Source organism: Xenorhabdus anantnagensis (assembly GCF_028598555.1).
GTDB classification, from domain to species: domain Bacteria; phylum Pseudomonadota; class Gammaproteobacteria; order Enterobacterales; family Enterobacteriaceae; genus Xenorhabdus; species Xenorhabdus anantnagensis.
On sequence record NZ_JAQRFN010000004.1, the window covers coordinates 69,696 to 93,040 of the forward strand.

Annotated in this window: 25 protein-coding genes and 3 pseudogenes; 21 read left to right on the forward strand and 7 right to left on the reverse strand. The window is 41.7% G+C overall.

The genetic code is table 11. From position 1 onward, the window contains the following. Nucleotides 1-338 precede the first annotated feature (338 nt). On the forward strand, nt 339-1,874 hold the full coding sequence (murJ, locus tag PSI14_RS04610; protein ID WP_273574660.1) for a murein biosynthesis integral membrane protein MurJ: 1,536 nt from the start codon (nt 339-341) through the stop codon (nt 1,872-1,874). Nucleotides 1,875-2,516: 642 nt separating this feature from the next. On the opposite strand, the gene argS is transcribed toward murJ, so the two are convergent. Then, nucleotides 2,517-4,247, reverse strand: a complete 1,731-nt coding sequence (gene argS / locus PSI14_RS04615; RefSeq protein WP_273574661.1) for an arginine--tRNA ligase — start codon at nt 4,245-4,247, stop codon at nt 2,517-2,519. A 269-nt stretch (nt 4,248-4,516) separates the two neighbouring features. Between argS and PSI14_RS04620 the strand changes: the two genes are divergently transcribed. Together PSI14_RS04620 and cutC are read left to right on the forward strand one after the other, a co-directional pair. After that, complete coding sequence (locus tag PSI14_RS04620; RefSeq protein WP_273574662.1) at nt 4,517-5,071, forward strand: VOC family protein; 555 nt, start codon at nt 4,517-4,519, stop codon at nt 5,069-5,071. Between the two features lie 170 nt (nt 5,072-5,241). Next, the gene (gene cutC / locus PSI14_RS04625; protein WP_273574663.1) at nt 5,242-5,994 is read left to right on the forward strand and encodes a copper homeostasis protein CutC; all 753 of its coding nucleotides are present in this window, start codon (nt 5,242-5,244) and stop codon (nt 5,992-5,994) included. A 112-nt stretch (nt 5,995-6,106) separates the two neighbouring features. Here cutC and cmoB read toward each other — a convergent pair whose 3' ends face one another. The 3 genes from cmoB to PSI14_RS04640 all read right to left on the reverse strand — a co-directional run bounded on the left by cmoB (nt 6,107) and on the right by PSI14_RS04640 (nt 8,454). Beyond that, nucleotides 6,107-7,078, reverse strand: coding sequence for a tRNA 5-methoxyuridine(34)/uridine 5-oxyacetic acid(34) synthase CmoB (gene cmoB / locus PSI14_RS04630; protein ID WP_273574664.1), 972 nt, complete (start codon nt 7,076-7,078; stop codon nt 6,107-6,109). Beyond that, a complete protein-coding gene (cmoA, locus tag PSI14_RS04635) occupies nt 7,078-7,875 on the reverse strand; it encodes a carboxy-S-adenosyl-L-methionine synthase CmoA (protein WP_273574665.1) in 798 nt (265 codons plus the stop codon). Before cmoA ends, cmoB begins: the two co-directional genes overlap by 1 nt. A 180-nt stretch (nt 7,876-8,055) precedes the next feature. After that, complete coding sequence (locus PSI14_RS04640) at nt 8,056-8,454, reverse strand: MAPEG family protein (RefSeq protein WP_273574842.1); 399 nt, start codon at nt 8,452-8,454, stop codon at nt 8,056-8,058. 244 nt (nt 8,455-8,698) lie between these two features. On the opposite strand from PSI14_RS04640, the pseudogene PSI14_RS04645 reads away from it, so the two are divergent. The 5 genes and pseudogenes from PSI14_RS04645 to PSI14_RS04665 all read left to right on the forward strand — a co-directional run. Beyond that, a pseudogene (locus PSI14_RS04645) lies at nt 8,699-8,917 on the forward strand (hypothetical protein); the annotation flags it as partial. Next, nucleotides 8,901-8,987: a hypothetical protein gene (locus PSI14_RS04650; protein WP_273574843.1), complete on the forward strand. Its 87-nt coding sequence runs from the start codon at nt 8,901-8,903 to the stop codon at nt 8,985-8,987. The pseudogene PSI14_RS04645 and the gene PSI14_RS04650, both read left to right, overlap by 17 nt. A gap of 694 nt (nt 8,988-9,681) precedes the next feature. After that, complete coding sequence (locus PSI14_RS04655; protein ID WP_273574666.1) at nt 9,682-9,924, forward strand: hypothetical protein; 243 nt, start codon at nt 9,682-9,684, stop codon at nt 9,922-9,924. 11 nt (nt 9,925-9,935) lie between these two features. Next, on the forward strand, nt 9,936-10,169 hold the full coding sequence (locus PSI14_RS04660; RefSeq protein ID WP_273574668.1) for a terminase small subunit-like protein: 234 nt from the start codon (nt 9,936-9,938) through the stop codon (nt 10,167-10,169). Between the two features lie 114 nt (nt 10,170-10,283). Continuing rightward, nucleotides 10,284-10,880 carry a glutathione S-transferase family protein gene (locus PSI14_RS04665; RefSeq protein WP_273574669.1) on the forward strand — a complete coding sequence of 199 codons (597 nt, stop codon included), beginning with the start codon at nt 10,284-10,286 and terminating at the stop codon, nt 10,878-10,880. A gap of 377 nt (nt 10,881-11,257) precedes the next feature. On the opposite strand, the gene PSI14_RS04670 is transcribed toward PSI14_RS04665, so the two are convergent. Continuing rightward, on the reverse strand, nt 11,258-11,491 hold the full coding sequence (locus tag PSI14_RS04670) for a hypothetical protein (protein ID WP_273574670.1): 234 nt from the start codon (nt 11,489-11,491) through the stop codon (nt 11,258-11,260). A gap of 98 nt (nt 11,492-11,589) precedes the next feature. Between PSI14_RS04670 and PSI14_RS04675 the strand changes: the two genes are divergently transcribed. Next, nucleotides 11,590-11,967, forward strand: a complete 378-nt coding sequence (locus PSI14_RS04675; protein WP_273574671.1) for a hypothetical protein — start codon at nt 11,590-11,592, stop codon at nt 11,965-11,967. Nucleotides 11,968-12,125: 158 nt separating this feature from the next. On the opposite strand, the pseudogene PSI14_RS20130 reads toward PSI14_RS04675, so the two are convergent. Then, nucleotides 12,126-12,218, reverse strand: a pseudogene (locus tag PSI14_RS20130) (IS1 family transposase); the annotation flags it as partial. Nucleotides 12,219-12,221: 3 nt separating this feature from the next. Between PSI14_RS20130 and PSI14_RS04680 the strand changes: the two are divergent. The 7 genes and pseudogenes from PSI14_RS04680 to PSI14_RS04710 form a co-directional block, all read left to right on the forward strand. Continuing rightward, a pseudogene (locus PSI14_RS04680) lies at nt 12,222-13,034 on the forward strand (toprim domain-containing protein); the annotation flags it as partial. 236 nt (nt 13,035-13,270) lie between these two features. Then, on the forward strand, nt 13,271-13,600 hold the full coding sequence (locus PSI14_RS04685; protein ID WP_273574672.1) for a hypothetical protein: 330 nt from the start codon (nt 13,271-13,273) through the stop codon (nt 13,598-13,600). A gap of 180 nt (nt 13,601-13,780) precedes the next feature. Further along, nucleotides 13,781-14,002, forward strand: coding sequence for a hypothetical protein (locus PSI14_RS04690; protein ID WP_273574673.1), 222 nt, complete (start codon nt 13,781-13,783; stop codon nt 14,000-14,002). A 184-nt stretch (nt 14,003-14,186) separates the two neighbouring features. After that, nucleotides 14,187-14,564, forward strand: a complete 378-nt coding sequence (locus PSI14_RS04695; RefSeq protein WP_273574674.1) for a hypothetical protein — start codon at nt 14,187-14,189, stop codon at nt 14,562-14,564. A gap of 951 nt (nt 14,565-15,515) precedes the next feature. Next, entirely contained in the window at nt 15,516-15,710 is a 195-nt protein-coding gene (locus PSI14_RS04700) for a hypothetical protein (RefSeq protein ID WP_069315315.1), read from the forward strand. A 619-nt stretch (nt 15,711-16,329) separates the two neighbouring features. Then, complete coding sequence (locus PSI14_RS04705) at nt 16,330-16,878, forward strand: hypothetical protein (protein ID WP_273574676.1); 549 nt, start codon at nt 16,330-16,332, stop codon at nt 16,876-16,878. A 14-nt stretch (nt 16,879-16,892) separates the two neighbouring features. Next, complete coding sequence (locus PSI14_RS04710) at nt 16,893-17,264, forward strand: DUF3969 family protein (protein ID WP_273574678.1); 372 nt, start codon at nt 16,893-16,895, stop codon at nt 17,262-17,264. A gap of 139 nt (nt 17,265-17,403) precedes the next feature. Here the strand turns inward: PSI14_RS04710 and PSI14_RS04715 are convergent, their stop codons facing one another. Further along, nucleotides 17,404-18,147, reverse strand: coding sequence for a Thoeris anti-defense Tad2 family protein (locus PSI14_RS04715; RefSeq protein WP_273574679.1), 744 nt, complete (start codon nt 18,145-18,147; stop codon nt 17,404-17,406). Nucleotides 18,148-18,624: 477 nt separating this feature from the next. Between PSI14_RS04715 and PSI14_RS04720 the strand changes: the two genes are divergently transcribed. The 5 genes from PSI14_RS04720 to PSI14_RS04740 all read left to right on the forward strand — a co-directional run bounded on the left by PSI14_RS04720 (nt 18,625) and on the right by PSI14_RS04740 (nt 21,961). Continuing rightward, nucleotides 18,625-19,359, forward strand: a complete 735-nt coding sequence (locus tag PSI14_RS04720) for a phage tail protein (RefSeq protein ID WP_273574680.1) — start codon at nt 18,625-18,627, stop codon at nt 19,357-19,359. 431 nt (nt 19,360-19,790) lie between these two features. Continuing rightward, nucleotides 19,791-19,955, forward strand: coding sequence for a hypothetical protein (locus PSI14_RS04725; protein ID WP_273574681.1), 165 nt, complete (start codon nt 19,791-19,793; stop codon nt 19,953-19,955). Nucleotides 19,956-19,957: 2 nt separating this feature from the next. Further along, nucleotides 19,958-20,665, forward strand: coding sequence for a hypothetical protein (locus PSI14_RS04730; RefSeq protein WP_273574682.1), 708 nt, complete (start codon nt 19,958-19,960; stop codon nt 20,663-20,665). An 11-nt stretch (nt 20,666-20,676) separates the two neighbouring features. After that, nucleotides 20,677-21,117: a hypothetical protein gene (locus PSI14_RS04735; protein WP_273574683.1), complete on the forward strand. Its 441-nt coding sequence runs from the start codon at nt 20,677-20,679 to the stop codon at nt 21,115-21,117. Nucleotides 21,118-21,397: 280 nt separating this feature from the next. Next, on the forward strand, nt 21,398-21,961 hold the full coding sequence (locus PSI14_RS04740) for an RNA polymerase subunit sigma-70 (RefSeq protein ID WP_273574684.1): 564 nt from the start codon (nt 21,398-21,400) through the stop codon (nt 21,959-21,961). Nucleotides 21,962-23,345 lie beyond the last annotated feature (1,384 nt).

The window sequence follows — 23,345 nt, forward strand, 5'->3', positions numbered from 1 at the left end:
AGAAAAAAGAGGATTGGTGATAAAATCTTAAGTGTTATGTCGAGGGTAATACTTTTAAAACGGGTTAGCAGCGTTTTTGTCAGAATGAAATCTTTTGATATTACTTATTGAAATAAATATAAAGTTTATTTTTAAATCGGTGATAATGAGTCATATCCGGTTATCAAAAAAAATAATATCTTGTAAAATCATTTGGTTGTATGTAGATTGTTCACAATTCTTTTCAACTTTGGAATGAATGGAACTCTTTGATATGCAATAACATTATCTTGATTTTTTGGCTTAATGCTTTTATATCTCTTATATTCATTTCATAAAAATCAATTTTAGAAAATACCATGAATTTACTGAAATCACTGGCAGCGGTTAGCTCAATGACGATGTTCTCCCGCGTTCTGGGCTTTATTCGTGATGCCATCATTGCTCGTATATTTGGTGCTGGCATGACAACGGATGCCTTTTTCGTTGCCTTCAAACTACCTAATTTACTGCGCCGTATTTTTGCTGAGGGCGCTTTTTCACAAGCATTTGTTCCTATCCTTGCTGAATATAAAAATCAGCAGGGAGATGAAGCGACACGTACCTTTATTGCGTATGTATCAGGGATGCTGACGCTGGTTTTGGCGGTAGTCACGGTGCTCGGTGTGATTGCTGCGCCTTGGGTTATCTATGTGACAGCGCCGGGTTTTACAAATGCACCGGATAAGTTTGCCTTAACGAGTAATCTGCTCAGAATTACGTTCCCCTACATTTTTTTAATATCTTTGGCTTCCTTGGCGGGAGCGGTGCTCAACACGTGGAATCGCTTTTCTGTACCCGCCTTTGCCCCTACATTGCTTAATATCAGCATGATCGTCTTTTCGCTGTTTGTGGCACCTTATTGTAATCCTCCTGTGATGGCACTGGGTTGGGCTGTAATTGCCGGCGGTATCTTGCAATTGGCTTATCAGCTTCCTCACCTGAAAAAAATAGGTATGCTGGTGTTGCCGCGGGTTTCTTTCCGTGACAGTGGTGTGTGGCGGGTTATGCGCCAGATGGGGCCTGCTATTTTTGGGGTTTCAGTCAGTCAGATTTCATTGATCATTAATACTATCTTCGCCTCGTTTTTGGTCTCTGGCTCCGTATCATGGATGTATTATGCTGATCGTTTAATGGAGTTGCCTTCGGGGGTATTGGGGGTGGCATTAGGTACAATCCTGCTGCCTTCACTGGCAAAAAGTTTTTCCAGTGGAAATCACGAGGGATACAGGCAATTAATGGATTGGGGATTGCGCCTTTGCTTTTTGTTGGCTTTGCCTTGTGCGGTCGCGTTAGGGATTTTGGCGAAACCATTGACAGTGTCACTTTTTCAATACGGTAATTTTTCTACTTTTGATGCAGAAATGACGCAAAGGGCGTTGATCGCTTACTGCTTTGGTTTAATGGGATTAATTGTGGTTAAAATCCTCGCTCCGGGTTTTTATGCTCGTCAGGATATTAAAACGCCCGTTAAGATTGCGATTGCGACGTTGATTTTAACTCAATTAATGAATCTTGTTTTTATTGGCCCATTGCAACATGCGGGTTTGGCACTTTCTATCGGCTTGGCTGCCTGTTTCAATGCCAGTATGCTTTATTGGCAATTACGTAAGCGTGAGATCTTTAAGCCATTGGCCGGATGGGGCGTATTCCTTCTGAAATTGGTTGTGGCAATTGCGGTAATGGTCGGGGTGTTACTGGCAATGTTGTGGGTGATGCCAGCTTGGGAGCAGGGCAATATGGCATTGCGCCTGCTACGGTTAATGGGCGTTGTCATTGCGGGCGCCGGTAGTTATTTTGCTGCATTGGCTTTGATGGGGTTCCGGTTGAGGGATTTTGCTCACCGGGGATTATAGTAATTAATAAATATTTATAATATTAGCTGCCCAATTATTCTATGGGCGGCTTTATTTTCTTTGCTGTAAGTAATATTGAGTTATGGAATTCATTTTCTTATTCTTTAATGGAATAGGTTAATTGCTTGTCATCATTTTTTCCCACAGAGTTTCCACCAATGATATATTCCATGGTGCTGGCGTGTACCTGCCTTGCTAAATTCATCATGTTTTCTAATAAATACGTAACCGTATGAAAATAAGAGATGTCACTGCTATTTGGATAATTTAAATAACTATATAAATAAAATACATTTCTTTAAGGAATTATATTGAGGTGGCTTTTTAGATGCAGATATGCGTCTAACATAACTGAAAAAGTGCAATTTTGGCAGGATGGTAACCCCACTTATCCGCCTTGGACGGGAGCTGGATGGGAGCTATGGAAGAATTATAAATACCAAGACCGAGATGAAGATATGGTTGTGGCGTTCTCTTGGTTATTTAATTCTTTATAAGAGGGCAATATATAAATAACAAAAAGCTTATTTGTTGTGATACCAGATAATTAATTTAACTGAATGGAATGAGAATAAAAATAAAGAAACCCTGGCGTAAAAAATTTTACGCCAGTCTATGAATAAGGTTGTTATATTTGAATCATTACATCCGTTCTACTGTCTGGATACCTAAAGTATCTAGACCTTGCTTCAAAGTCTTCGCTGTCAGTAGTGCCAATTTCAGGCGGCTCTGACGCAGTTCTTCATTATCAGCACTCAAGATCGGGCAATGTTCATAGAAGCCGGAGAACAGGCCTGCCAAATCATACAGGTAAGAACACATCACATGAGGTGTTCCTTCACGAGCTACGGTGGTGATAGTTTCTTCAAATTGCAGCAAACGAGTTGCCAGAGCCTGTTCACGTTCTTCGTTTAAAATAACTGGCAGTGTCAGGCTGTTTTCATCAATTTCTGCACGCTTGAAGATAGAATTTACACGGGTATAAGCATATTGCATATAAGGTGCGGTGTTACCTTCAAAGGCGAGCATGTTATCCCAGTCAAATATGTAGTCGGTAGTACGGCTTTTGGAAAGATCCGCGTATTTAACTGCACCGATACCTACAGCGTTGACGACTTTTTTCAGTTCGTCTTCTGGCATATCCGGGTTTTTCTCGCGGATTAAGGCGTCTGCACGTTCAATGGCCTCATCCAATAAATCAGACAATCTTACTGTGCCACCTGAACGGGTTTTGAATGGTTTACCATCTTTGCCCAACATCATGCCGAACATATGATGCTCAAGTAACATGGATTCAGGAATGTAACCCGCTTTGCGTACTATTGCCCAAGCTTGCATCAGGTGTTGGTGTTGGCGTGAATCGATGTAGTAAAGAACGCGGTCTGCATGCAAGACTTCATGGCGGTATTTGGCACAAGCGATATCAGTGGTGGTATAAAGATAACCACCATCTTTTTTCTGGATGATAACACCCATCGGTTCGCCTTCTTTATTCTTGTACTCATCAAGGTAAACCACGATAGCGCCATCACTCTCAACGGCAAGCCCACGTTGTTTTAGATCTGCAACAACACCGGACAGCATATTGTTATACAGGCTTTCACCCATGACATCTTTTTCTGTCAGAGTCACATTTAGGCGGCCATAGGTTTCCTGATTCTGTGACATGGTGATATCAACCAGTTTACGCCACATGGCACGGCAGTATTCATCACCACCTTGCAATTTTACTACGTAGCTACGGGCGCGAACGGCAAATTCTTCATCTTCATCGTAAGTTTTCTTCGCTTCACGGTAGAAGGCTTCCAAATCTGCCAATGCCATGTCACTGGCATCTTCGTTCTGAACTTTTTCCAGATAGGCAATCAGCATTCCGAACTGAGTTCCCCAGTCACCAACGTGGTTGGCACGGATGACTTTGTGGCCCAGAAATTCGAGGGTACGCACAGCAGCATCGCCAATAATTGTGGAGCGAATGTGCCCAATATGCATTTGTTTTGCAACGTTCGGTGCGGAATAGTCGACAACGATGGTTTGTGGTTCCACCGGAGTGATGCCCAGTTTTTCATCTTTCAGCGCGGTTTCAATATTGGTCGCAATCCACGCTTTATCCAGAAAAATATTGATAAAACCAGGGCCAGCGATCTCAACTTTGCTGGCAATTCCTTGCAGGCTCAGCAAACTGACGACTTTTTCTGCCAATTGTCGGGGAGGCATGCCCACTTTTTTAGCTGCCGCCATGATACCGTTAGCTTGGTAGTCACCAAACTGAGTTTTTGCAGATTGACGAACGTGAGCTTCACTGTCAGCTGGAGCACCAGCCGCAATCAGCGCCTGACTGATTTTTTCTGAAAGAATTGCCTGAATATTCACCGTGTTACCTTAGGTTACGCACAAAAGCCCCTGCATTAGAACTATGCAAATAAGAACCATGCAAATACTTTCAAGCGTGTGAGTTATGAGAAAATAACGGGTTTTATATCATATTCAGCATCCTGCATGCTACCATCAGCCCCCGCTGGTAGTATGACTTTTGGTTTTCAGCTCGTCTTTCAGGCGATTCTTCGCCATTACGGTTAAAATTAACCGGATTTTAGCGTAAGGGCGGAAAATGATTTTGATGGCTTTTTGATGGGGAAGCGATGACACACTTTTCAACAATTTCTGAATTACAGGGTTTATCGGTTGATTTATTGAAGTTTGAACAAAAATTAAAGCTGTTTGGTGATCATCTTGGCTTAGATTTTGCGCAATATTCAGCGGACCACATTTCCTTGCGCTGTAATGAAACGGCAATAGCTGATCGTTGGCATCAAGGTTTTTTACAATGTGGTCAATTGATATCTGAGAGCATGATTAATGGTCGTCCTATCTGCTTATTTGAGTTAGAACAGCCAATAGCCTTACTTGGCTGGCAAATTGATTGTGTCGAGTTACCTTATCCAAGTAAAAAGCAATATGTACACGAAGGCTGGGAGCATGTTGAATTGGTTCTGCCTGTGCCACCAGAACAACTTATACACGAAGCTTATAAACTATTGCCTGATCCGCTGCCCGATATTTTTCGCACAAAAGAAAGTCACCCGAAAAGTAATAATGAAAGGTTACCAAACTCAACGTTAGCGGTGACAAATGGTGAACTTACAATCAAATTCCACTCTTTTCCTCTCAAAGAGATCATCAAAAGTGAGGCCTAGACAGCAAAAATAACTTTTTCCTTATGCGGACTTAGCAAAAAATTCTAACCTTGTGACCTCCAATAAAATATTAAATAAAATTAATTGTCATAGTTAATAAGTTCATTAATGAAATATTTTAGGGAAATATAAATGGAGCAGTGAGAGTTTATATCCGAGGAGGTTTTTGAATGATAAAGCTGGAAATTTGCTGTTATAGCATAAATTGTGCTTTGGTTGCACAAAAGGCGGGAGCTGATCGCATTGAATTGAGTGCAAGCCCGTCGGAAGGCGGGGTAACACCTAGCTTCGGGGCATTGCAGCACGCAATACAGCGTTTATCAATTCCAGTGTATCCCATTGTACGGCCAAGAGGGGGCGATTTCTGTTACAGCAACACTGATTTCGAAGTGATGAAAGATGATGTTGCTCGTATCCGTGATATGGGATTCCCTGGGGTAGTTTTTGGCGTTTTAAACGAAGAAGGTCATATTGATCGGCTTCGAATGAGACAATTGATGTCATTGTCAGGGAGGATGGAAGTTACTTTTCATCGCGCGTTTGATATGTGTTTCAATCCACATGTTGCTTTGGAGCAACTGACAGAGCTAGGTGTACAGCGCATTTTAACTTCAGGCCAGCAACAAAATGCTGAGTTGGGATTACCTCTGTTAAAAGAGTTGTTACAGGCTAGCCAAGGGCCGATTATCATGCCGGGTGCTGGTGTCAGGATGAGCAATATCAGTAAGTTTCTGGAAATTGGGATAACGGAAGTTCATAGTTCAGCAGGTAAGATGGTGCCTTCTTCCATGAAGTATCGGAAAGCAGGTGTCACGATGAGTTCTGACGACAGTGATGTAGATGAATATGCTCACTACTGTGTTGATGGGCAGCTGGTTGAATCAATGAAGGGAGTGATTAGCCTGGTTCAACGGAAAAAATAGCCCCCAAGCTGTAGCGCAGCGACAAAGGCATAAATTCCAGTCATATAGTTAACTATATGACTGGGAGAAGGCAGCCAACAAAGTAGCAATTTAGGAAATGAAGAGTATGAAGTTATGGCTTGCTGGCAATAAGGACAGCTCGTAGTGGTGCAGGGTAGCCTTCTATTGTTTTACTGTGATCGTTTGGATCAAGAAAATCGGCCAGAGATTCAGTCTTCATCCATTCTGTCCGACGTTGTTCATCTAGTGTCGTGACTGCTTGATCGACTATTCGGACGTCAATAAAACCACATTTTTCCAACCAAACTTTTAGCATTTTGGCAGATGGAATAAAGTAGACATTCCGCATTTGTGCATAACGTTCACCCGGCATGAGACATTGGTGCTCATCACCTTCAATCACCAAACTCTCCAAAACTAATTCGCCACCAGAGACCAGCTGGTTTTTCAGTTGCCATAAATGGTCAAGGGGAGAGCGGCGATGGTAAAGCACGCCCATTGAAAACACTGTATCAAAGGCTTTTAGTTCTGGTAATTGTTCAATGCCCAGAGGCAAAAGATGAGCGCGTTGATCATTGCCCAATAATTTCCTGACAGCCTCAAATTGGCAAAGGAAAAGCTGAGTTGGGTCAATTCCCACCACTAAATCAGCCCCTTCACCAACCATGCGCCACATGTGGTAACCACTGCCACAACCGACATCAAGTACGGTTCTGCCTTCTAAAGACGAAATATGGGGAAGGACGCGATCCCACTTCCAGTCAGAACGCCATTCGGTATCAATCTCCACACCATACAGCGAAAAAGGCCCCTTACGCCACGGCATTAATAACTTCAGAATATTTTGAATACAGGCTTTTTCGCCGTTTGAAAGTTCCGGCTCATGATTCGCGATGATGCCATTTTTCAGGTTAAGCTGAGTAGGATGAATCTCAGGCAGATTTTCCAGAATCTTTAACCATGAACTGAACTGACCATGCAATGATGCTTTCTGCCAATGGCTTAATTGTACAGGCAGGCTTTCCAACCAGTGACTTAAGTGGTTTTTGGCGATTAATTGATAAAAGTTACCGAAATCGATCATTATTCAGTTCCTTTTATTGCCAGTAATGAGCCAAAGTTAAAGCATTGGAACCAGACTTCAACGTGCTGGAATCCTGCTCTTTTGAGGCGTGATTTATGGGTTTCAACAGAATCTGTTCGCATAACATTTTCGAGCATACTGCGTTTTTGGCTGATTTCCAGTTCGCTGTAACCATTGGCTCGCTTGAAATCATAATGCATGTTGAATAACAACTCGCCAATTTGATCATCTTCAAAATTGAATTTTTCAGACAAAACCAAAACACCTCCGGGTTTTAGACCGGCATAGATTTTATCCAGCATTTTCTGGCGATCATCAGGGAGCAAGAATTGTAATGTGAAATTCAGAACTACCATTGATGCATTTTGAATGTCGGTATCAAGAATATTCTGTTCGATGACTTCAACGGGGATACTGGCTTTGAAAGAGTCAATATGGCGGCGGCAGCGCTTGATCATTGCGGGTGAATTATCAATGGCAATAATGCGGCAACCATTTGTACGACTGCCGACATTATTGTCTTCGGCATTATTATCTTCGTCACTAATGGCTCGGCGGATTGACAGTGTGGCTGCACCAAGGGAGCAACCGAGATCATAAATTTGACTGTTTGGCGTTACAAAACGTTCTGCCAGCATACCTATCATGGAAATGATATTGGAGTAACCGGGAATTGAACGTTTCACCATATCAGGAAAAACTTCGGCAACACATTCATCGAAACTCCAGTCACCTAAATTGGCAATTGGGGCGGAGAACAGGCTGTCCCGTTGATTATGAGGTTCTTGATTTGACATAACGGCATTGATTTTGGAAACAATAAGAAGAGGTTATTCTAACAGAATGAAGGAAAAGGCAGAAAGGGATAATCAATAGATAACCCCTCAGCGGCAGTACACCGCCTTGGGTATGATGGGATTTTATGATGTCAGGGTATCATAAGTAGGGTGAACTATTTACTTATATACAGGGTAATTTTATGTATAGAGAGAAAAAATTTGCTCCCACGGTAAATAGTAAATATTAGTGATAATCATTATTAGCATTGATATGTAGGTTGCAGCCATTCCCATACGCCGCCAGCGTATTTCTCGATGACGCAAGCCAAAGTAGTGTAGTACTCTGCCTGACAGTAATACCAACCCACAAATGTGCAGCATCCAAACGGGAGCTCCATTCATCTCCATCATGATCAATAACAACATTGAGATTGGAATATATTCAACGGCATTACCATGAACCCTAATAGCTGTTTGCAATTCATAAAAACCGCCATCGCCATAGGTTACCCGATATTGCGTTCTTAACTTGACTACATCCAGAGACAGCTTAATTAACAGTAGTGCGCCCAGTACTATATAAAGCGAGCTAACCATTTTTAACTCCATTGCCTAATCCAAAAACGGCCAAATGATGATAAACCTCAAAAAGAAAACTGTCGCTATAAATCATAGTATTCAATAATAAAACCTATGAATATTATCGGATAGCAAAAAATTGTCTTGTTAAGAAAGACGTTAAATTCTCAGACCTCGCAAATGCGGGTTTTTTTATTATCTGCAACGGCAAGCAGCCTTATTCCGATGATACTTTCACACGGGCATTTGAGTTGCTATGAATATGAAATGGCAAAAATATCTTTATTTGGGTGCTGGGCATTATTTTTCGGCATGTGTATCGTCCGCAACTTCAATCGGACGAGATAGCAGAGCTGAAGAGACTGAAATCGACAGGCTGCACACTGCTTCTCTTGCTCATCCTGAGCGGGTGTACATCCAAGCCAAGAGTCCCTTGCCTAAAACCGCTGCCTCCTCCGGCATGGATGATGCAGCCACCGCCCGACCTACAGACGCCGCTATCCGAAATTATTGGCTACTCAGAGAACGCATTGCCACCGCAGAGTAAATGATTCTGGGGTTGCAGGAGTATGTTAGGACGCAGTGTCGGTGAGTGATGAGAGGACGGCGAAAGAATTACCGTCCTATTTGGTTTTATTGGCATACTTAAAATAGTTATTTGACAGTGGGGTTATAGGTCAGAAGCACTCTGGTAAAAAAGGCAACCATAAGCAATAGATCGGAAAATAATTGAGATCACTGAGATTATTGGAAGCGCTGGGAGTACTAGCATAAGTCTGCATTGAGGCTAAAAGCGTTGTTCCAGCTACTAGGCAAAGAAGAAGATACTTTTTCATATTTATTCTCCACATTGTTTACAGCGTTATCATCACAAAAACTAGTAAATGTAATAAACCCATCGTCACCCAATAACAAGCGAATAATATTTAACAATTAGTTAACCTTTGAAACTAAAGTCAATATTTCTTTACCCATTCTCTGATGGGTACAGTATTAACTTTCAAAGAATACGAAATTGTTCCATTTGATAATAAGGATGGGAAGATTTGGTTTACTGGTAAACAAATGGCTGAGCTTCTGGATTATGCTCGTGAAGACTCAGTTTCAAGGATTTATGACCGCAACAAAGATGAGTTTTCACCCGATATGACTATGGTCGTCAATCTGACGATCAGCGGATAAATCAATGGCTTACAGCATAAGGCGATCAGGATTTATTCACTTCGTGGTGCTCGTCTTGTAGGAATGTTATCAAAAACCAAAGTCGCTAAAGCCCTTCGTAAATGGCTGCTTGATTTGGCAGAAAAGGAGCATCAACCACAGGACTTAGCTTTGATAGATATGGAAAGCCTGAAAGAGCTGACCATTGGTGAAATGCAAAATCGCTTAGTGACTGCCAAACAAGGCCACTGTGTTCAGATGGCTGGGGGCACATCAAGACTTTATAGAGACCAATACGTCCACGCGAGGTTCAGGCTGAGACGCTAATTGAGGAAACGTTGGAAATTGCCGATGATTGTATTGCCGATCCTGCTGAGGTCGCTAAGGCAAAATTACGTATTGATACTCGCAAGTGGTTCATTACGAAAGTTGCACCGAAGAAATACGGTGAACTTGTGAAGCAGGAGATAGATCACAAGTCCACTGACGGCTCCATGACCCCGAACAATATCGACCTTAGTCACTTGAGTTATGAGCAATTGCAGAAATTGAGAAAAAATCGGGAAAAGTAGGCCTATTTAACATACATGGTTTTAACATACATGGTCATGTTATGCCTGATCTTTGACACTAGGTATCCTGAATATTTACAATTAGTTAATCATTCTAAAAGAAGGAAGTCCGCTTTGAAGATATATACCTACCCCAAAAGTAGATCACTGAGAGTTTTATGGACACTTGAAGAAATCGGAGCGCCTTACGAGTCAGTCAAAGTTGATCTGTTAAGCCCTAACCCGAGTATGGAATCTCCCCATCCCCGAGGAAAAGTTCCCTTTTTTACTGACGAAGATATTTCTATCAGTGAGACACTCGCGATATGTGTATACCTGTGCGAGAGGCATACCGACGAGGCACTTTACCCAACAAAAATTGAAAAAAAAGCGACAGTCAATTCATGGTTAAGCTTTGCCCTTACCGATCTTGAAACACCTGTGTGGAGCCTATTAAAACAACTAATTTACGTCCCTGAAAATCAGCGCTCACCTGACCTGCTTAATTATTTCAGAAGTGAAGCAAGTAAGGCTGTTTCTCAGGTTAATCTGAACGAGAATTACAAATGGATAACGGGAGAAAACTTCACACTGGCAGATATATTCATGTCACACACTCTTCTGTGGGCAAAATTATGCAGGATACCTATGGATAAGAGCATCGAACACTACATCGACAGGGCAATGAATAGGCCAGCTTTTCTGAGAGCCCAAGAGAAAAATAATCTTTAACAGTATCAATGCGAGTAATTCAGCCAGTCACTCGCATTTAACATAAAACCTCTTAAGTGCCCCGCGTATGTAGCACCAATATAGTAATGTCACTTTTAAACAATTTAGAAATGTCACTTTTTGCGGCATAAAGGATAAAACCCTCATTCAACTGAGCTGACTCTAATTTAAATTCGGGGCTGAAACTTCTTTTCATCATGTCACCTGTTTGATTGTTGAGGTGAGAATATCACCTCTATGACGGTGCCCAAAATCAGTGTGCCACTTCAGTGGATTCTGGCAGCTTACAAAGGGCAATTGATTACGAAGTTATTAAAGGTGGGGAATAGCAGATGTATCAGAAAGGCAATATTAGCCCCTAGTGGGGCTTTCAGCTTTTACTGTTTATTTTTATCGGACTGCTGGGAGTTTGATGCTAGGCGTTCTATGGGCCATTTCGTAAATGCAAATGCCCAGTAGGTGACAATATTTAACCCCGGAAAGGTTAAACAGATAGCCATTCTCCAATCGTAACCTGCTTTTTTAGCAATTCGATATGATGGAATAAACCAAATTAACCATGCAATACAGAGTAAACCGAATAAAACCAAAGTATCAGGATCATTATCCATAAATATTACCTTGCAACATAAATTATTAATTTTTAATTATACCTTTTAATCGGTTTTTTGAAATTTATTCGTCACTCCCCAGAGCCAGAGGTTGAACAATGAATGTAAGAGAAATCGCTAACAGGCTAATTACTAACATTAATCCCAATATTAACGCTGTTCTGGTGGTAAATGACGGCTACACGACCACTGATTCCGGTAAGCAGATCCCCAAATATTCCGAACATACTGTCTCGGTGCAGCTACAGAGTCTCAGCACGCAGGATTTGGAACATCTGGGAGTGATTAATCAACAGGGACAGTTCATTTATGACTACGCCAGAGGTCAAATTTCGGCAATCCGGCGAACGAAACAAAAAGGTTCCGATAGGATGAAATTTGCAGCTTACGGTGAAGATGAGGTGTCCGAATGGAATGTGACGCAGGTTATTGAGTCCTATCCAACGTGGGTTAAGGTGCTGCTATGGCGACAATAACCGTGACTCATGAGAATCTGTTTGCTGAGGTCAGAAAATACCTCATTGAGCTATTTCAGTGTGACGTGGTTCAGGGTTTCGCCCCGATCTTTTTCATGTTCGGTTCTCAAGCATACCAGAGCCCGCGCTGATTTTTCTTATTACCGATAAATGACCCTTGCTTGATAGGTATAGTTCAGTTGGAAGGTTTTACGGCAGGTATAGCAGTGATAACGGGGATGCCCAGTACGCCCTTTTCCATGCCCTTTCACCTATTCTGTGACGATCACGGTCACGGTGACTGGCATTGCCGCCAGTGTGATGAACCGCATCATGGAGATGGCTTTGATTTACTGACTAAAGTCAAAGGAATAACGCTCACGGAGGCTATTAAAGTCGTTGCTGATGCTCTATTACTTCCATTGCCTGAACCCAAGCCTGCCAGAAAGGAGGCTCCAAAATCGGAGACTCCTCCGATAGCTGAGAAAGTTAACAAGCTTGTGGCTCAGACTACTATCGGGCAATCCGACTATCTGACAAAAAAGGGGCTGGAATGCCCCGATCAGATGCTACTGAAAGACGGTTCTTTATTGCTGGTCACTCAGGCACTGGACGGCACAATCACCGGTGCTCAGACCATCAAGCCTAATGGTGAAAAACGCCTTGTCACTGGCACACAGAAAAAGGGGAGTCTTATCCCCTTATCGGTAATCACCGAAATGCCAGACACGATCATCATTTCTGAGGGGTATGCAACGGCGTTAACGGTGAGCCAATTGCATGAGGGCTTGGTACTGGTTGCGATTGATGAAGGCAATTTACCGACCGTGGCTAAACAGGTCAGGGAACGGCGGCCAACAGCAAAAATCATTCTTGCCGCCGACAATGATTGGCACTCACTGGGCGAACTGAACAACAACGGCAGGTTAAAAAAGAACGTTGGCAAGATTACAGCGGAGAAGACAGCCAAAGCGATCAACGGGTGGGTAGCATTACCGCCAACAGAACACAAGGCCGATTGGGATGATTATCGCCAGCATCACGGTATTGAGGCAACAAAGCAGGCATTCAGTGAAGAGTTGTATCAGTATTATGTAGGGGCGGAACTTGATATGTATGAGCTGGGTAGCGGTGAAGTCATTACGGGCGCGGAATTAGCTTTGCTGGAGAAAATGAACAAAACCTACACGCATATCACCATCGGGGGTAAGCATCGGGTTGTCAGCTTAAAGAGAGCATAAAAATCTGTGGGGCACTACATTGGTGTTTATGCCGTTATAGCTGAGAACTATCAACCTTACAGCCAGCTGGCCCATTAATTTTGATGCTGGGATACCAACGTCCAAATTGCTCCTGTAACTCGCCATTCAGAACGACCGTCCGGGGGGAGCATTTAAATGATTGCCCCACAGATTTTTATGCTCTCGTCAGTGAACTGATAGACAGCTATTTACTGTGGTGCAGGGAAAACAACGAGGAAGAAACAGAGCCTGCTGCCCGTCGGCGTGTGGGTAGCACAATGGTTAAGATGGGGCTTGATAGCTCAGGCAGGCGAGGCCGGGGAATAGGTATTGTGTATGAGTTACCCAGTGTCAACGAATTGAGAGTACGTTTTGCTCAAATGATAGGTATGGGGGTAAATGATGTTTTCTAAGCTAAAACAGAAAATAACTGTGATATCTGTACCAGTTAACAATAAACATATATTTATCAATGTATTGAGTTGGTACAGTTATTTAAATATCTGTGCCATATCTGTACCACAACTGTACCTATTAAAGAGAGGAAGCCAGCCAGAAAGAAACCTTTCCTTCTCTGGCAGGAGGTACTCATTATGATGTCTACCCCTTTTTATGCAGTTAAAGCAGTATCCCCTACTACCGGGCAATGGCGCGTCTGGTTTGATGATGGTGATAGCGATCTGGTGGTTGCATGGGTTGTGGTTGAAATTCAGAACCACAAAGAAGATCCCTGTGAACTGATATTGCCCTGTGTGGTCTGCAAAGGTTCGATTGAGCCGACAGATTTAGGCATAGATTTAAGGCAGGAGCTTTAATCTCAATGGTACAGATACGGACAGTTATTGACAGTTATTTTTCGTATCTGTACCACCTTAATTAATTGATATAAAAGTAAAATATTGTAAGTGGTACAGATGGTACAGTTATTTTGCGATTTTTTCGTTAGACGCTAAAAACGGTTACCTACTTAATATTTTCTTGAAATTGTAAGCCATCAAAATGAAGAAATCAGAAAAACAAAGGTACATTTTAAAACTCATGGTTATTGCTTTAAATGAGGCAATAAAAAAAGAACGCATAGACCTTAACGGACAATCCGAAAATAAACAGCAAGAAAAGAAGTACAGATATCAGGAATTGGTTATTGCTGGCAGGCGAACGATTATCAACTGGTTTGATGCGGGTTATGATGAATTGCGGATTAGTGTATGGTGGGACTATCAGCCGGAAATGATGCCAACGTGGAGGAAAAAATATATTCATGACTGCGAGCCAATAACAGCCACGCCACAAGTAGCCAGACGATTTTTTAGGCATATACTGGGGCATGTGGTAGCTGCTACCTTGAGAGGAAAACAGGAAAATTCATCATTGTGAAGGTAATCAATTTTTTGATGTTTACGTCAACGAGGATTCTATTTCTTATCTGAACAGTATTCCAGCGGAAGAACCACAAGGATATGGCACTCATGGATGGATTAAAGAATAGAAAAACGGGAAAAATAGAACAGGTATGAAAATGAAACGGATAAAGAGCTACTGATAAATTGGTAGCTCCAATATCTGAAATGGATTACATATAATCTGACTACCACAGCGAACAAGGATGATATTGATGTTTCTGCAATGGATTAAACGTGCGCTTATTTGGATGATAAAGGATATTTTTAATGATATCAGATGGATGTCGTCAGCAATGTTTGGGTTATTCGCTCTCATTGGCTTATTTGTTGCACACGAATTCAAATTGTCTCTGTTCTTTTTTGTTCTGGCAGTAATCCCCTGCTCCCCTGAAATTCGGCAGTTCCTGAAAGCCAGAATAAACAATAAAAATCGGCGTTAGTTGATTTCATGCCTCTAATCTATTCAGAGAGCAACTAATTCTGCGTATTGATATATCTTGGCAAGCACAAGATCATTTATTCAAAGTGGCAGTTTATTCTCCGATTTCAAATCGGGAAAATCAGCTACCTCTTTTGGCGAAAATATTTCGCTGATTGACCAACCAAAGTGAGGATCACGGCAGCAGGTAGGTATATTAAACGTACTGAGCTATTTTTAACCAAACCTCTTAAAGAGGGTAGCCTCTGAGTTCGTTTCCACTGACTCCGCTTACTAGATTTTTAGTAAGCGTTACATAGCAATAAACCTGCACCATGCAGAAAATGAGAGATATCAAGGAGTTAAAGGTGGCTTTACGTGAAAAGGCCACGCCATGCGCAGCCTTGAATTTGAACTAGTCGGTCAGACCGACAGGTTGAGTTGTTCGGAATGACCGAACATGTGATACTCATGCTAGATTTTAACATTTAATATAAAAGGATTTTTATGCAACCGAACGATAAAAACCCACTCAAACAAAAGTCATTTAAATTCATTCTTGCCGGTGTGATATTACTTTTTATGGCGGGTATTAGATTTATTCAATATGATGATTTTTTACTGGGTACTGTCGAAAGCTTATTGGCTATTGGGCTTGTTCTCTTTGGGCTTAAATTGAAAAAAGGCGAAAATAAAAAGTAGACTACTAGATTCCCTCGAATTCGGGGGAATTAAAATCCATCGAACTCATCACACCATTCGAATTCATCTTTCATGGGAGTGATCTCTTTTTCGCTGAAAATCACATTAATGCATTGATTTATCTAGCATATAGGGGTGTTCTCTAACCCCGATCGGGGTGTTGACCACATCACCCAAAATCACATTTAATCTATTGATTTAACAGTGATACAGGGTGCTGTCCGACCCCGATCGAGTTGAGTTGTAAGCTCTGGGTTGACAACGGGTAGATAGCAAAAAGCCCCGCGAGTGCGAGGCTTGAATTGGTTATCCGTGATCAAATAACACTATCCGTTATCAAATGGCGTTATCCGTGATCAAGTGGATTTTGAACCACCTAGGATTATTAGGTAGTTGGGTTGTAAATTAAAAGATTTCACTCACCATATAATTTTTAATAATCAACTTCATTTATCTTTTATTTATCTTTTATTCATATTTTATCCGAAATAAATCAGTTCTGGTTTTAATTCCGTTTAGTTGGGCATCTATATAATGCTTCATATTACACCAGAGTCATTCTAATTCTGTTGTGAGAATACCTAAAACCGACTGACTTATATTGAGGATGTTTAACATTATGAAGCGATTTGCAAAGGTTTTATTTATCCTTTTATTGGTATTACTTCCCTTTTCGGGACACAGCTTTCAAGCGCAGGATACGGCGACAAGCCCATATCAACTTGCAGTTTCCGTTTGGAAGTCAAACAATTCAGCTAATAAGAATAAGAATAAGAATAAGAATAAGAATAAGAATAAGAAGTATGATAAAAGTAATGAATCTAAGCAGAATAATAAGGCCGGGCAAAATACTTGTGCTATTAAGAATGGTCAGAATGAGCGGGATTTCCTCGCAAATCTAACACACAATGATATTAAATATGTTTACAACTCCATCAAAGATGCGCCATGCTATCCTAAAGGGTTTAGGGCTGTCCAAGATGGTACAACTAAGAATGTGATCACCAATAAATTCGCATTACACAATTTAAGAAAGCTCTATCCCGGAAAATGGTCTAAAGTGTACATGAATGGAGTTGATGCGTCCGGTAGACATATTTCTATTCATTTCTTCCGGCACCAAAGCGGAAAAGTATTTAATGTAAAAATTAAATATTATTGGAGCTAACAAAGGTATTAAAAATGAAACTTTCTTATAGTTTACACGAAAAACACGCAGCCAAATTTTTTAATTTTTTAATCTTGGGTGTGTTATATGCAGTTGATAAAAAACTGATCTCTATTGATGAAGCAGAAGGATATATATTTAAACCCAATCTTCACAAATTGTTAAAAAAATTAAACGCCTCTAAAGAGCTAATTGAAGTTGCCAAACTAGGTTGTGAACTCGATGATGTAGTCGACATCGCTCCTGAACACTATCAAGAAAGTCTTGATGAGATGATAGAAAAAGCATTATCAGCGATTCAAAATAGTGAAGAGGTGGGAAGAGCCGTATTAGAATACCGCAAAATTGAACTGGGTGGTACAGATAGAAAACCCACCGTATGGTAAACCGTGTATCCTTTTAAACCCAGTCTGACAGTCACCTATTTTATTTATCCATTTCAAAGTAGGTGACTGTCATCTTTTTAAGTCTGAGTCCTAGGTAACAAAAACCCCGCAAATGCGAGGCTTAAATTCAGGATTGGATTTATTTCCAGTTGAAGCAAAAGTGCAGTGTTTTATCTACGTTTTGTTTCAACAGAGCACCTAGTTTTTTTGCATCATTGTCTTGATAAAAACCAGCGAATTCATATTCATCTTCACCAGTTATTTGCCCTTCTGAAATACCTCCAAGGTGATAAAGTACATCACTAACAGTTACGGTGAGATCTTTTTTAAATAATGCTTGCATTTTTTGATGGCCTGCTTGGTTCTTATCAGAAGAGACTCTCAATATAATTCCATAGTCATCATCCCATATGAATAATGAAAGTTTTTTAATGTCTGTTTTATTTTTTAGGCTGGTCAAAATGCCAAAAGGAGATAGACCTATACTTGTAGACTCCTCGTCAGCAAGATAACCCCAAGCACCAGAGATATCCTTAGATGTGCCAACTCCTATTTCAAGGTCAAAAGACAGCATACATTCAACTGGTTTCACTTTGGATAACAGCACCCAATCACAAGCCATCAAATCTCCCGATGTGGGTTGCCAATTTGATACACCATATTTATCGTGTTTATCAATATGAGAAGCGCTGTCAGGATTTTTAACCGTCAGAGCTATGTACTCGTCAGGAGTTTCCCATTCACTACGAGCTACTATCTTCCCCATATACACCTGAATGATTGCCCACGGTAGAGAACCTATAGGAGCCACCACATCATTACTTTTGTATTTACTGAGATCAAACGGGCATTTTTTATTATCCAGATTATTAACGTCAGACATAAACACCTCACTTTATTATTAGTTAAAGGTCATTTCATCCTACTGTTAACTCACCAGAAACTTTACTTAGGTCAAATCTTCATCTCAATCGGATTACTACTATAGCAAAGCTTATAATTTGAAAGGTGATGTACGATTCAGTGAGGGTAAATTCAAAGTTTGGTGCTGATAGTGAATACCCGTTATTGAACATAGGGTATTAATTGTTCCGTTATGGGAATTCCCATATCTGATTATTCAATAATCTATGCAGCCGTTTTATTGTGTTAATTTTCATCAATAGTGAGACGGTTTTTATTAATTTCCCGCCTGTCATTTTATGCCATTCTGCCATCAAAACATGCCATTCAGATTAAATTCAAGCCGTACTCTCCAGTATTGATGAACCGACTTTATTGATGTTCACAGGCGGAGAAGTATCCCACCGTCTTCATGTTATTTAGCAATCTGTATTGTTGATTAAATGAGGGAATAAATATGAGTATTCAAGATAAAAAACCTGAGTCAAAAACCTTAGAAGATAAAGTAGTCGTCGTGCCAACCCGTGAATATGTTAAAGGCGCGATAGAAGAACACGCTCAGAGCCGTAATCATCCTAATGCAACACTGCAAGATAAAGGATTTGTTGTCCTGAGCAACGATGTTGGTAGTGATAGTGAAACAATGGCGGCAACGCCAAAGGCAGTGAAAGCAGCATATGACTTAGCTAATACAGCGAATCAAAATGCCACTAATGCGCATATGGATGATTCCAGTCTGCCTGTTGGCGTTCCTGTTCCTTGGCCAACGGAGAACCCACCTGAAGGCTGGCTTATTTGCAACGGCGATTCGTTTGATAAGGCAAAATATCCAAAACTTGCTATTGCTTATCCATCTGGAAAATTACCTGATTTAAGAGCTGAGTTTATTCGCGGTGCAGATGCAGGACGTGGAATTGATCCAACTATTAATGTGTTATCCGCAAAGCCCAGCCAAATCCAATCACACACACATGATTATCGTGACCGATATTATAGCGAAAAAAATAGCTCTATTGGTGATGCTACAAACTGGGAGTGGCAACCTGATGGGTATAACAACTCTCTGGGTTCAGGTAGAACAGATAAAGACAATAACACATTTCTGTATTATAACGGCACGACCAGTAGCACTGGTGGAACTGAAACACACCCTCGCTATATCGCATTTTTATACATAGTAAAAGCCGCTTAAGGCGATGCATATACAACTCATACCAACCCGCACTTTCCTGCGGGTTTATCGCCATGCTTCGGCTTTCCATACCGATCCTCCCAGCATCTGGACATGGACATTTAACTAATACTTTCTGTTAATATCGCATGTTTCGGTAAAACATACTCATAACGCATCAAAATGCAAAGATTTGTCAGTATCCTGTCCTCATGTTTCCAGCGTCAGAACAAGAGCCTTACCTGATGAATAATAAGTCCCATATTGATTACTCACTCCTCAGCCTCCTTTCATTAAACCTCATCAAACGACGGTATCTCATGATATTGTGCTTCTTGTCTGTCGTTAATTTATAGTGAATTTTATTGTTTCTTATTTTGCATCATTCATTTGATTTATTGCATATATTGCAATAATATGGCTGTATAAATTATCAGCATTTAAGGTTAGCTATGAAAGTCGATAACAAAGCCATCTTACTGACTCGTCAGCAGATGGATGCCTTACGTAAAATCCATCAGGAAGAACACAGCCGCTCAGAACTGGGCATTAAACCCACCCTTCACGAAGTGGCTCGCAAGCTGGTTGACAAGGCTTTATCACAGACGGGGAGATAACAATGGCAAATTACAGCATGTCGAATTTATTGGGATTAGGCCGCTTCAAACGTAAAGCAGATCATAAAGACACAACAGCTACAGGCTTTAGTCATCTGTCAGCACGGGCTGATGATTCTGGACACTACACGACTGAGCCGGTACAGGAACTCGCCACAGATCTCATCACTGAGCAAGATGAACAACCAACCGCACCGAAGAAACACAGCCGTGGTCATAATGTTGCGGTATCGAAAGAGGCAGAAAACAGTCCGGTACTGGCCGTCAAATTATTACGTGAGACTGATCTGTCTTCGAAGAAGATTAAGGCGAAGTTACAGAGCGAACCGGAAGCGCTGTCAAAGTTCACCAGTAAGTATATGGAAGAGCATGATCCGTCATGGGAGTTTCTGGATGATGAAGAAAAAGCCGTCAAAGCCATGACATTTGCGGTTAATAATGGTGATGCTAACGGCTACAACCAAGCTAGACATCACGCAGTCAACGCGCTGAAAAAGATGGAAGAGCCGATGACTAAGGACGAAGTACAGGACTTGGTAGAAAGAACCCGGCAAATGATGAATGAAAGTAACCCAGACACCACAGACAATGTGGAAGCTCGCAAGCAGGCTGATAAAGACTATCAGGAAGCGATAGCAAAAGCGGCTGAGAAGCTGAGTGCGGCCTATGCTAAAACAGGTATCAAGCAGACGGATTACAGTAACTACTGACAGGGGGCAGTATGAAGCCTGACTTACACGCCTTTAACCACTTACGCCCTGATGCCAACCGTGCCCGTGGTTATACCGGGCGTTATGCTTCATGGCGCTCACCGGATATTCAGCCAGAGCCGCAGGAAGATACCACCACTGACACACACAGTAATGCCCACTGGATAGCACGCAGTCAGGAGGCAAAGAACAATTCTGTCTATGCGTTGCGTCTTATCGACAATCACACGCCTTACCAATCTGCAATCGCAAAGCTCAGGGGAAATTACCGCCACCTTAGCCGGTATACCACACGCAAGATGGAAGCTGTCTGTTCAGGCTGGGAACTGCTAGACGGGGAAGATAAGAATCTGGAAGCATTCAACCACAGTCTGAGGACCAATGATGCGAACGGGTATCAGGCATCATTCGGGCAGCGAATGAGAAGCTGGAACGGTACATTGAGCCGATGAACTGGGAAGACATCGAAAGACTGGACAATCATCATGCTTAAGCTTTTTGGGTCCTTACCAGTGAAATTGTAAAACATGGGCATTGCGCGCCGTGGTTTTTCACTAGCTATAAAATTTTGAATTTGTGTCCCATGTCCCATGTCTCAATAAAATGTATTTGTAAATTATTTCAGATGGTTACGTTAAATTTCCTTGGGTTTTGTGTCCCACTTTTTATGGGACATGTCCCATCTCAATGTCCCATATGTCCCAATGTCCCATTTCTAGCGAAGGATGTCCCATGTCTACAATGAGTATCAGCAAATACGCGAAGCATGTCGGTGTGAACAGGAAGACCATTACACGCTGGATCGGTGAAAATAAATACATTGTCATCGACGGCAACAAGGTCAATGTTGAAGCCAGTGACCAGAATTTAAAGCAGTACCGCGATAGTCAGGATCTTCGAACACAGAACGCCAAAAAGAACCCCGGCACATTAGACGCAGGGTCATTAGAAACACGCGCTAAGGCGGTCTATGACGAGCTATTGCGTGGTGAGGTGGATGTACGCCCGATAGAAGAATCCCGCGCCATTAAAGAGCACTATCTGGCGGAACTGGTCAGGCTGGAACACAGCATCAAATCCGGTGAGGTTCTACCTTGGCGGGATATGGTGAACAAGGTCAGTGAAGAATACGCCCGGATGCGCACCCGATTGATCGCTATCGCCCCTGAACATGGCCCCCGACTCCGGGCTACCGCGTCCAGCTCAACGGATGCCGAATTCGTGGCAGCCTTACAGGAGATTATCTACGAGGCCATGTACGAACTGAGCCTTGATGATGAAGCCGCTACGGTGTGATAAGGGCAGAATATGCCTGCCAGTAAGAAGCAGCCCATACACACCACACAGCCAATGGGAGGGCTTGAAATTAAGCTGTCCCATAACCCTCTATGCGATTTAGCCTTGTTGATATAACCAGTTGATTTTATACAATTATGTCAGAAAACCAGAATTCCGGCTCTGAGCAGGAATTGAGTAATATCAATAAGTTAAAAGTGAGAAATATCGCCTTTATGTAACCTATTGATTTAACTAATATCCTGCATGGAGCGGGAATTAATTATAATCAATGAGTTACGTAGGTTTATTTTGTAACCTATTGTTTTTACTTATTTCCGGCAGAGAACCAGAGATTAATGAAATCAAGGAGTTAACCAACTGTTGGGGAAATCTCTATCGTTGCCGTAGATGGTCAAAATCGTGACCATCTCAAAGTGGAATGCCCCACTTAGGGTATGGTGGAAATCACCCCACCTTTTAGCAGAGCTAAGCGTAGGGTATACAGGAAATCTCAATACCTTTTAGCAGAGCAAAGCCCTAATTCGGGCTTAGGTGATAACTCATTGGTATATATTCAGACGCCATATTTGGCGTTTGGTCATAGTGTAACTGACCCAATTATTTTGGGTTGCCTATCTCGTAGCCAGAAACAAGAACTACATATCTTTAAGAGTGTTAGTTATAGATCACTCAACAGGTTGAGCTGACCCTCTTTAAGAGGTTTAGTTTGTGCCGACGAAATTCGTCGATGCAAAATCCAAAATCCAATAATCGGACTTTGGGCGTAACTGATAGTTACTCACAATTTGAGCGTCAGTCTGGCTGACTCACAATTTAAGCGTCAGTCTGGCTGACTCACAGAATTTGTACACCTCTTTAAGAGGTGCGCAAAAGGGCGAGATAGAGACAATGTATTGGATATCCCTATGGGGTCAAACTGACCACCTCGAAAGAATCAATGGGTTAGCCAACTATGGTGAAGATCACCACGGCTGCTACTTTTCCTCAAAGTGAGGATGAACGAGAATATCAATGAGTTAATCAACTATGGTGAAGAGCACCACAGTTGCTACTGGTCACTACTTCCGTGAGCGTGGTACAGATATGGACAGTTATTTATAGTTATTTTTCGTATCTGTACCACCTTAATTAATTGATATAAAACTAAAATATTACAAGTGGTACAGATGGTACAGTTATTTCACGTTTTTTTCGTTAGAGTGTGATTTTCGAATAAATTTTGATGTATGCAAAGTAACCAACCCTCTTAAAGAGGTGAACCTATCAAGTGAAAAATATTTTTCAGTTGCTCGCAGTCAAAGTGACGGCCTCGGAAAAATCAATGAGTTACAGTGAATTATCTAACTATGACGAAAATAACCACAGTGGCGGCTTCCTCAAA

What these genes read in the sequence shown, in the direction of transcription:
- murJ (WP_273574660.1), top strand. Translation starts at nt 339, where the DNA reads ATGAATTTACTGAAATCACTGGCAGCGGTTAGCTCAATGACGATGTTC.
- PSI14_RS04620 (WP_273574662.1), top strand. Translation starts at nt 4,517, where the DNA reads ATGACACACTTTTCAACAATTTCTGAATTACAGGGTTTATCGGTTGAT.
- cutC (WP_273574663.1), top strand. Translation starts at nt 5,242, where the DNA reads ATGATAAAGCTGGAAATTTGCTGTTATAGCATAAATTGTGCTTTGGTT.
- cmoB (WP_273574664.1), bottom strand. Translation starts at nt 7,078, where the DNA reads ATGATCGATTTCGGTAACTTTTATCAATTAATCGCCAAAAACCACTTA.
- cmoA (WP_273574665.1), bottom strand. Translation starts at nt 7,875, where the DNA reads ATGTCAAATCAAGAACCTCATAATCAACGGGACAGCCTGTTCTCCGCC.
- PSI14_RS04640 (WP_273574842.1), bottom strand. Translation starts at nt 8,454, where the DNA reads ATGGTTAGCTCGCTTTATATAGTACTGGGCGCACTACTGTTAATTAAG.
- PSI14_RS04650 (WP_273574843.1), top strand. Translation starts at nt 8,901, where the DNA reads ATGATGCAGCCACCGCCCGACCTACAGACGCCGCTATCCGAAATTATT.
- PSI14_RS04655 (WP_273574666.1), top strand. Translation starts at nt 9,682, where the DNA reads ATGTTATCAAAAACCAAAGTCGCTAAAGCCCTTCGTAAATGGCTGCTT.
- PSI14_RS04670 (WP_273574670.1), bottom strand. Translation starts at nt 11,491, where the DNA reads ATGGATAATGATCCTGATACTTTGGTTTTATTCGGTTTACTCTGTATT.
- PSI14_RS04675 (WP_273574671.1), top strand. Translation starts at nt 11,590, where the DNA reads ATGAATGTAAGAGAAATCGCTAACAGGCTAATTACTAACATTAATCCC.
- PSI14_RS04685 (WP_273574672.1), top strand. Translation starts at nt 13,271, where the DNA reads ATGCTGGGATACCAACGTCCAAATTGCTCCTGTAACTCGCCATTCAGA.
- PSI14_RS04690 (WP_273574673.1), top strand. Translation starts at nt 13,781, where the DNA reads ATGATGTCTACCCCTTTTTATGCAGTTAAAGCAGTATCCCCTACTACC.
- PSI14_RS04695 (WP_273574674.1), top strand. Translation starts at nt 14,187, where the DNA reads ATGAAGAAATCAGAAAAACAAAGGTACATTTTAAAACTCATGGTTATT.
- PSI14_RS04700 (WP_069315315.1), top strand. Translation starts at nt 15,516, where the DNA reads ATGCAACCGAACGATAAAAACCCACTCAAACAAAAGTCATTTAAATTC.
- PSI14_RS04705 (WP_273574676.1), top strand. Translation starts at nt 16,330, where the DNA reads ATGAAGCGATTTGCAAAGGTTTTATTTATCCTTTTATTGGTATTACTT.
- PSI14_RS04710 (WP_273574678.1), top strand. Translation starts at nt 16,893, where the DNA reads ATGAAACTTTCTTATAGTTTACACGAAAAACACGCAGCCAAATTTTTT.
- PSI14_RS04715 (WP_273574679.1), bottom strand. Translation starts at nt 18,147, where the DNA reads ATGTCTGACGTTAATAATCTGGATAATAAAAAATGCCCGTTTGATCTC.
- PSI14_RS04720 (WP_273574680.1), top strand. Translation starts at nt 18,625, where the DNA reads ATGAGTATTCAAGATAAAAAACCTGAGTCAAAAACCTTAGAAGATAAA.
- PSI14_RS04725 (WP_273574681.1), top strand. Translation starts at nt 19,791, where the DNA reads ATGAAAGTCGATAACAAAGCCATCTTACTGACTCGTCAGCAGATGGAT.
- PSI14_RS04730 (WP_273574682.1), top strand. Translation starts at nt 19,958, where the DNA reads ATGGCAAATTACAGCATGTCGAATTTATTGGGATTAGGCCGCTTCAAA.
- PSI14_RS04735 (WP_273574683.1), top strand. Translation starts at nt 20,677, where the DNA reads ATGAAGCCTGACTTACACGCCTTTAACCACTTACGCCCTGATGCCAAC.
- PSI14_RS04740 (WP_273574684.1), top strand. Translation starts at nt 21,398, where the DNA reads ATGTCTACAATGAGTATCAGCAAATACGCGAAGCATGTCGGTGTGAAC.